Consider the following 6322-nt stretch of genomic DNA (forward strand, 5'->3'; position numbering starts at 1 on the left):
CCGTACCGTCACGGGCAGCGGAGGGGGACAGCGTGAAGTACATCAGCTACGAAGGCGTCGACATCATGACGGGTGACCTCATCGCGGATGCGGTGATGGACTACGCGGCAGTGCTCGGCGCGAACGCTCGGACGGACTCGGTCGCGGTGCCGTCGGTGGGGTTCGACGGTGCTCGGATCCGGACGACACTCCTCATCGGACCGGCCTCCGAGTTCGTCGTGACCCCGGCTCCGGACGACGTGCTCGAGCCGGAAGACCCGGACTTCATCCGTCGCCTGCGTGACGCCGCAGGTCGGGCTGGCGTTGCACGCCCCCTCGACGCGGACGGCCGCCCTCGGTTCGTCGGCGCGGACGGGCTTTCCGGCCGCTGAGGCCGCACACGACGAAGCGCGCCGCCGGCGGACCGGCGACGCGCTTCGAGGAGTGGGAGATCAGGCGGCGAGCAGGAGCTCACCGGCCGCGACGTCCTGCGCCTGCAGGAGGGTCCGGCTGGCCTCGCCGCGCCAGGAGCGGCCGGGGATCGTCCAGCCGGCCTCGCCGCGCACCTCGATGCGGGCGCCCGCGCTGACGAAGACGCCGAGGTCGTCGGCGTCGATCCGGACGAGGTACTCCCGGCCGGTCCAGACGTCCCGGACGGGGAACTCGGCGATGTGGTCAGGGGTGGTGGTGGGCGCCGCCAGTGCGGTCCCGATGATGGTGAGTCGGTCGTTGCCGACGGTGGTGTTCGTGTTCATGGTGCTGGTCTTTCTCAGTCGTTCGGCGCCGTCGCGGTGTCCGCTGGACGCCTCGGACATCGTGGTCCGGGTCGTCCGCGGTCGCCCGCTGGCGCGCACGTCGTGTGTCGACGTGCGACTCGTCCGGCTGGACGAGGGTGGTCTCGGAGGAATGCGATCCCGGTTGGATCGGTGTCGAGACGGTCGGTGTGCGCGAGTCAGATGGGTTCGCTGCAGTGCACCAACCAGACACTATACGTGTCACCCGGCGGGAAGTCCAGGCTCAGGCCAGGAACGCGTCCCATCGCTCGCCGCCGGCGCGGACGTTGCCGGAGCGGTCGAGCCGTCCAGCCGGGGTCGCCGGCTTCCGCTGTGCCTGTTCGTGGACGAGTCCGTCGAAGACCTCGGAGAAGTCGAGGCGGGGGACCGCGCCGGTCACCGCGCGGAGCACGGCGTCGGGCACGAGGTCGAAGCCCACGCCGGAGACGTCGAGCGAGGTCGCGACCTCGAGCAGGTGTCCCTCGACGTCGACGCCCGGGTCGACCGAGGTCCACATGTGCCGCTCGATGACCTCACCGACGCGTCGAGCCCGAGCGGCGTCCCACCCCGCGCCGAGCGCGAAGACCGAGCCGACCGCGCCGCCCGCGTCCTCGAACGGGATCGCGTGCGCGTCGAAGGTGGGCGTGACGCCGAGGTCGTGCAGCATCGCCGACACGAAGAGCAGCTCCCGGTCCGGTTCGAGGCCGGAGGCGTCGGCGATGACGGAGGCCCACGCCCAGGACCGGAGGCAGTGGTTGGCGAGGGCAGGCGTCGACCACGCGTGCAGGACGTCGAGCGCGCGTGCGGCGACGGCGGTCGGCGGGGTGAGCAGGGCGTCGACGTCGGTGGTCACGGCACGACCGTAGCGCAGACGGCGATGCGGACTGGAGGAGCGGTGCGGGCCCGCACCGCGCCTCCCGTCCGTCGGCGGGTTCAGTTCAGGGCCGGGGTGTCCTCCGGCACGACACCGCCGCTGTACAGGTCGGTCGCCAGGTCGCGGAGCGCGCGCAGCGCGACGCGCTGCGTGAGCGGTCCGTAGGAGATGCGGGCGACGCCGAGCGCCTCGTACTCCGCGGCGGGCAGTGCCCCTGGGAGGCCGATCACCGAGAGCTTGCCGCGGCCGAGCCCGTCCACGAGGCGCTCGACGACGTCGCGCTGGATCGCTCCCGGGACGAACACGAGCGGGGCGCCGACGTCGAGGAAGGCCTTGCCGCGGGCGATGGCGTCCTCGATGCTCTCGTCGAGCGGGCGGTCACCGCCACGGGCGATGGCGTCGGTGCGCGCGTTGAGCTGGAAGGCGATGCCCTCCGCCTCCACGGCCTTGGTGATCGCGGCGACTCGGGCGACGGCCTCGTCGAAGGGGCGCAGGCGGTCCTCGACGTTCGCGCCGACGACCCCGACGCCGATCGCCCGACGGATCGTCTCGGCCGGGTCCTCGTAGCCGTCGTCGAGGTCCGCCGTCACGGGGAGGTCCGTCGCTGCGGCGACCGTAGCGGCCCCGGCGAGGGCGACGTCGAGGGGCATGCCACCGTCCTCGTAGCCGTGGCTCGCGGCGATCGAGTGGCCGGCGGTCGCGATCGCCCGGGTCTCGGGGAGGTCGCTCACGACCTTGGCGCTGATCGCGTCCCACACGTTCACGACGCGGAGGATCTCGGGGGCTTCGTGCAGCTGCTTGAGGGTGGACGCCTTGTCGGCGGTGCTCGTGCTCATGTCGCCGACAGTAGGCGGCGACAGGAGCGGAGGCCCAGGTGCGCGCCTACGCGACGCAGGATGACGTCGGGAGTCGCGCCGTGCCTCCAGGCCGGTGCATCCTGGGACGCATGGCGCACGACGAGCAGGACCCGGTCGGGGACCTCCGCGGGGTCCGGACGAGCATCAAGTGGACGCGGTACGCACCCGACGTGCTGCCGCTCTTCGTCGCCGAGATGGACCACGAGGTCGCGCCGGAGATCCGGCAGGCGCTCATCGAGCGGGTCCAGCAGTCCGACCTCGGCTACCTCGACGGGCCGGGGCCGCTCGCGCCGGCCTTCGCCGGGTTCGCCCGCGACCGCTGGGGGTGGGACGTCGACCCCGGGCGGGTGTACCTCGCGACCGACGTGAGCGTCGGCATCGTCGAGTCGCTGCGGCTGGCGCTGCCGGACGGTGGCAGGGTCGCGATCACACCGCCGGTCTACCCGCCGTTCTTCGAGCTGGTGGAGGAGGCCCGATGTCAGGTGGAGGAGGTGCCGCTCCTCGAGCAGTGGGGCGACTACCGGCTCGACCTCGCCGGTCTCGAACGGGCCTTCGCCGACGGCGTCGGCGTCTTCCTGCTCTGCAACCCGCACAACCCGGTCGGCCTCGTGCACGACCGGGCTGACCTCGTGGCGCTCGCCGAGCTGGCGGCGCGGTACGACGTGCTCGTCATCAGCGACGAGATCCACGCGCCGCTGACCCACCCCGGCGTGCGGTTCACCCCGTTCGCGATGATCGCCGAGCCGCTCGGCGCCAGGAGCGTGTGCGTGACGAGCGCGAGCAAGGGGTGGAACCTCGCGGGCGTCAAGTGCTCGGTCATCGTCGCCGGGGACGAACGGACCGCGGCGCTCCTCGACACACTCTGGGAAGAGGTCGCCTGCCGCACGAGCATCCTCGGTCTGCACGCGAACACGGCGGCGTTCACGCTCGCGACCGGGTGGCTCGACGACGTCGTCGCGCGGATCGTCGCGAACGAACGGCTGCTCGGGTCGTTGCTCGCCGAGCACCTTCCCGGCGTCGTGTACACCCGTCCCCGCGCCGGCTACCTGGCGTGGCTCGACTTCCGGGGCATCGGGCTCGGGGACGACCCGGCGGTGCTGCTGCGGGAGCACGCCTACGTCGCCCTGAACTCGGGGCTCGGGTTCGGGTCGCAGGGGCGGGGGTTCGCCCGGCTCAACCTCGCGTGCTCGCCGGAGACCCTGCGCGAGGCGGTGTTCCGGATCGCAGCGGCGTACCCGTCGAGCACGCAGGAGGGGCTCGTCTGGCACGTGGCGTGAGGGGCGCGGCCGGTGCGGGGTCGGTGCCGGCCGGTGCGGTCCGCGCGAGACTCGCGGTGGACGACACGTCTCGTGTTCCGGAGCGCGAGACTCGTCGCCGACGACGAGTCTCGTGCGCGGTCGCCCGAGTCTCGGGGGCGGCCGCCGGGCCTCAGGCCTCGCCGGGGTCGTCGTCGATGTACTGGTTGCGCCCGACCACGCGGATCTTCAGGTCGTCGCCACGGTCCATCGCGAGGAACTCGCGCGCCACGAACCCGACCGACGGCCATCGGGTGACCTCGGTGACGAGCAGCCCGTCGATGAACACCTGCCACGCGCCGCGCTCACGGACGGCCTGGACCTCGTACGTCGCCATGCCGCGAGCGTACCGAACGACCGTCGCGCGGGACGGCCCGTTCAGCCGATGCGCTTCGCGTAGAAGCGGAGCGTCGGGACCTCGCCCGTCGCGGTGCACCACGCCGCGGGACCGCGGCCCGTCAGACACCACCCGCGGCGCTCGTAGAGCCGCCAGGCGCTCGCAGCGTCCTCGGTGACGTCGAGTCGCACGTGCCCGCCCGGCACCGACTGCTCGGCGGCGTCGAGCAAGGCGTCCGCGATGCCCTGGCCGCGGTGGTCCGGGTCGACGAAGAGCCGCGTGACCTCGGGCATGCGCCCCGGGCCGGGCACCGCGATGGCGACGTGCCCGACGACCCGGTCGTCGGCGATCGCGACCCAGGCGGCGCGGAGACCCGTCGGTGCCAGCCACCCGGCAGGATCGTCCGGCCAGACGGCGGGGTAGCCGAAGACGTGGGCGCGCCAGAGGACCTCGACCAGGGCGTCCTGGTCAGCGTCGGCCCGTTCGTGGATGCGCATCTCCGCCGACGCTATCGACCGGTGATGAGGCGCCGTCAGGTGGACGGCGGGTTCGTCCCCCGGGGAACCGTGGGATCAGGCGAGGTCGAGCCGCATGTGCACGTCTGCGCGTGCGTACGGACTCGGCGCGACCTCGTGTGGTTCGAGGTGTCGGAAGCCGAACGCCTCGTACAGGTGCACGGCGCTCGCGAGACCCGAGTTGCTCTCCAGGACGACGCGCCGCGCGCCGAGCTCCCGCGCCCGGTCCAGTGCGGCGGCGATGAGACGCCGACCGGTGCCGTGTCCCTGGTGGTCGGGCGAGACGGCCATCTTCACGAGCTCGTACTCCCCGGGTGCGGTGGGGGCGAGGCCGACGCAGCCGATCACTGTCTCCGTGTCGTCCGAGCCGGCAGCGCCGTCCGATGCGATCCGGGCGACGAGCACCGCGCCGCCCGGCTCGACGATGTGCCCGAACGGGTCGCCGAGGTACCGGCGGTCCTCGTCCTCGAGCGTGAAGAACCGGGTGATCCAGGCCTCGTTGAGGGTGCGGAACGCTTCGGCGTCGGCGGGCGTGACGAGGTCGGCGATGGTGATCGCGGCGGGAGCGGAGGTGTCGGGCATGCATCCATGATCAGCACCCCGTCCGGTCGCGTCCAATACTCGTTCACGTGGATCGATAGGCTGCGTGCATGGATGTCGACCTCCGCCAGCTCCGTGCCTTCCTCGCGGTGGCGGACGAGCTGCACTTCGGACGCGCGGCGGCGGCGCTGCACATGGCACAGCCAGCGCTGTCCCAGCAGATCCGGCGGACCGAGCGGGAACTCGGGGTCGACCTGTTCGTCCGGACCTCGCGGAGCGTGGCGCTCACCCCTGCCGGCCGCGTGCTGCAGGGCCGCGCACGCTCGTTGCTCGAGCAGGCCGCGCGAGACCTCGACGAGGCGGTACGGGTGGGGCGCGGGGAGGCCGGACGCCTCGACGTCGGGTTCGTCGTGTCAGCGCTGCCCCTCGGTCCGATCGAGCGGGTCCAGGCGTTCCGGGAGCGCTTCCCGCTCGTCCGGGTCGAACTGACCGAGGGCTACACGTCCCACCTCGTCGCGCGGATCCTCCGAGGCGAACTCGACCTCGCGGTGGTCCGAGATCCGGACCCGGAGCCGGGCATCAGGCTCGTGCCGTTCCGGAGCGAACGCTTCGTCGCGGCCGTCCCGACCACGCACCGGTACGCGGGCCGGTCGGAGGTCGAGGGGCCCGAGCTCGTGGACGACCCGTTCGTGTTCTTCCCGGCACAGGCCGGCGCGCTCGCGACCGAGCGGAACCTCGCACCGGTGACCGCCGGTGGGCGGCGTCCGACCGTCGTGCAGGAGGCCACGACGTGGGCGACGGTGCTCCACCTGGTCGGTGCGGGGCTCGGCGTCACCGTGGTCCCGGAGAGCGCCGCGCTCGCCGCTCCGTCGAGCGTCTCGCTCCTGCCGCTCGCGGGGAGCGAGCACCGCAGCGAGCTGTCCTGGGCGACGCGGGCCGCGGACGACCGGGAGATCCTGCGGAACTTCGTCGCGGCGACCGAGTGAGAGCGTCCGGCGCGTTCGGTGCGTTCGGCGTACGTGCCGATCGCGCACCGGTCAGGCCAGCGGGAGCACCGGCGCTCGGTGGTGTCCGAGCTCGTCGTGGTGCCAGGGCCGGGACCCGGCGAGCTCGAGTCCGAGCTGCACGAGCACGAACCGCACGTGCGGTTCG

General features: G+C 72.8%; 9 protein-coding genes. 3 read left to right on the plus strand and 6 right to left on the minus strand.

Features of this window, described 5'->3' with window-relative positions:
* Window positions 1–32: 32 nt before the first annotated feature.
* Window positions 33–371, plus strand: coding sequence for a hypothetical protein (locus NS184_RS04350; RefSeq protein ID WP_058724912.1), 339 nt, complete (start codon window positions 33–35; stop codon window positions 369–371).
* A gap of 60 nt (window positions 372–431) precedes the next feature.
* Here the strand turns inward: NS184_RS04350 and NS184_RS04355 are convergent, their stop codons facing one another.
* The 3 genes from NS184_RS04355 to NS184_RS04365 form a co-directional block, all read right to left on the minus strand.
* A complete protein-coding gene (locus tag NS184_RS04355) occupies window positions 432–734 on the minus strand; it encodes a hypothetical protein (protein ID WP_058724913.1) in 303 nt (100 codons plus the stop codon).
* Between the two features lie 262 nt (window positions 735–996).
* Window positions 997–1605 carry an HD domain-containing protein gene (locus tag NS184_RS04360; protein ID WP_058724914.1) on the minus strand — a complete coding sequence of 203 codons (609 nt, stop codon included), beginning with the start codon at window positions 1603–1605 and terminating at the stop codon, window positions 997–999.
* Between the two features lie 80 nt (window positions 1606–1685).
* On the minus strand, window positions 1686–2462 hold the full coding sequence (locus NS184_RS04365; protein WP_058724915.1) for an isocitrate lyase/PEP mutase family protein: 777 nt from the start codon (window positions 2460–2462) through the stop codon (window positions 1686–1688).
* A 110-nt stretch (window positions 2463–2572) separates the two neighbouring features.
* Here NS184_RS04365 and NS184_RS04370 point away from each other — a divergent pair, with 110 nt between their 5' ends.
* Window positions 2573–3760 (plus strand): MalY/PatB family protein, encoded by a 1188-nt coding sequence (locus tag NS184_RS04370; protein ID WP_058724916.1) that lies wholly within the window; start codon window positions 2573–2575, stop codon window positions 3758–3760.
* 151 nt (window positions 3761–3911) lie between these two features.
* On the opposite strand, the gene NS184_RS04375 is transcribed toward NS184_RS04370, so the two are convergent.
* The 3 genes from NS184_RS04375 to NS184_RS04385 all read right to left on the minus strand — a co-directional run bounded on the left by NS184_RS04375 (window position 3912) and on the right by NS184_RS04385 (window position 5212).
* Window positions 3912–4115, minus strand: coding sequence for a hypothetical protein (locus tag NS184_RS04375; protein ID WP_058724917.1), 204 nt, complete (start codon window positions 4113–4115; stop codon window positions 3912–3914).
* Window positions 4116–4156: 41 nt separating this feature from the next.
* Window positions 4157–4612, minus strand: a complete 456-nt coding sequence (locus NS184_RS04380; RefSeq protein ID WP_058724918.1) for a GNAT family N-acetyltransferase — start codon at window positions 4610–4612, stop codon at window positions 4157–4159.
* A gap of 75 nt (window positions 4613–4687) precedes the next feature.
* Window positions 4688–5212 carry a GNAT family N-acetyltransferase gene (locus NS184_RS04385; protein WP_058724919.1) on the minus strand — a complete coding sequence of 175 codons (525 nt, stop codon included), beginning with the start codon at window positions 5210–5212 and terminating at the stop codon, window positions 4688–4690.
* A gap of 68 nt (window positions 5213–5280) precedes the next feature.
* Here NS184_RS04385 and NS184_RS04390 point away from each other — a divergent pair, with 68 nt between their 5' ends.
* Window positions 5281–6156: a LysR substrate-binding domain-containing protein gene (locus NS184_RS04390; RefSeq protein ID WP_058724920.1), complete on the plus strand. Its 876-nt coding sequence runs from the start codon at window positions 5281–5283 to the stop codon at window positions 6154–6156.
* The last annotated feature ends 166 nt before the right edge of the window (window positions 6157–6322 follow it).

The sequence above is a fragment of the Curtobacterium luteum genome (genome assembly GCF_001475545.1).
Lineage (GTDB): Bacteria > Actinomycetota > Actinomycetes > Actinomycetales > Microbacteriaceae > Curtobacterium > Curtobacterium luteum_A.

Excerpts from the sequence above, each read along its gene's own strand:
- NS184_RS04390 (WP_058724920.1), top strand. The coding sequence starts at position 5,281 with ATGGATGTCGACCTCCGCCAGCTCCGTGCCTTCCTCGCGGTGGCGGAC.
- NS184_RS04375 (WP_058724917.1), bottom strand. The coding sequence starts at position 4,115 with ATGGCGACGTACGAGGTCCAGGCCGTCCGTGAGCGCGGCGCGTGGCAG.
- NS184_RS04380 (WP_058724918.1), bottom strand. The coding sequence starts at position 4,612 with ATGCGCATCCACGAACGGGCCGACGCTGACCAGGACGCCCTGGTCGAG.
- NS184_RS04370 (WP_058724916.1), top strand. The coding sequence starts at position 2,573 with ATGGCGCACGACGAGCAGGACCCGGTCGGGGACCTCCGCGGGGTCCGG.
- NS184_RS04385 (WP_058724919.1), bottom strand. The coding sequence starts at position 5,212 with ATGCCCGACACCTCCGCTCCCGCCGCGATCACCATCGCCGACCTCGTC.
- NS184_RS04355 (WP_058724913.1), bottom strand. The coding sequence starts at position 734 with ATGAACACGAACACCACCGTCGGCAACGACCGACTCACCATCATCGGG.
- NS184_RS04365 (WP_058724915.1), bottom strand. The coding sequence starts at position 2,462 with ATGAGCACGAGCACCGCCGACAAGGCGTCCACCCTCAAGCAGCTGCAC.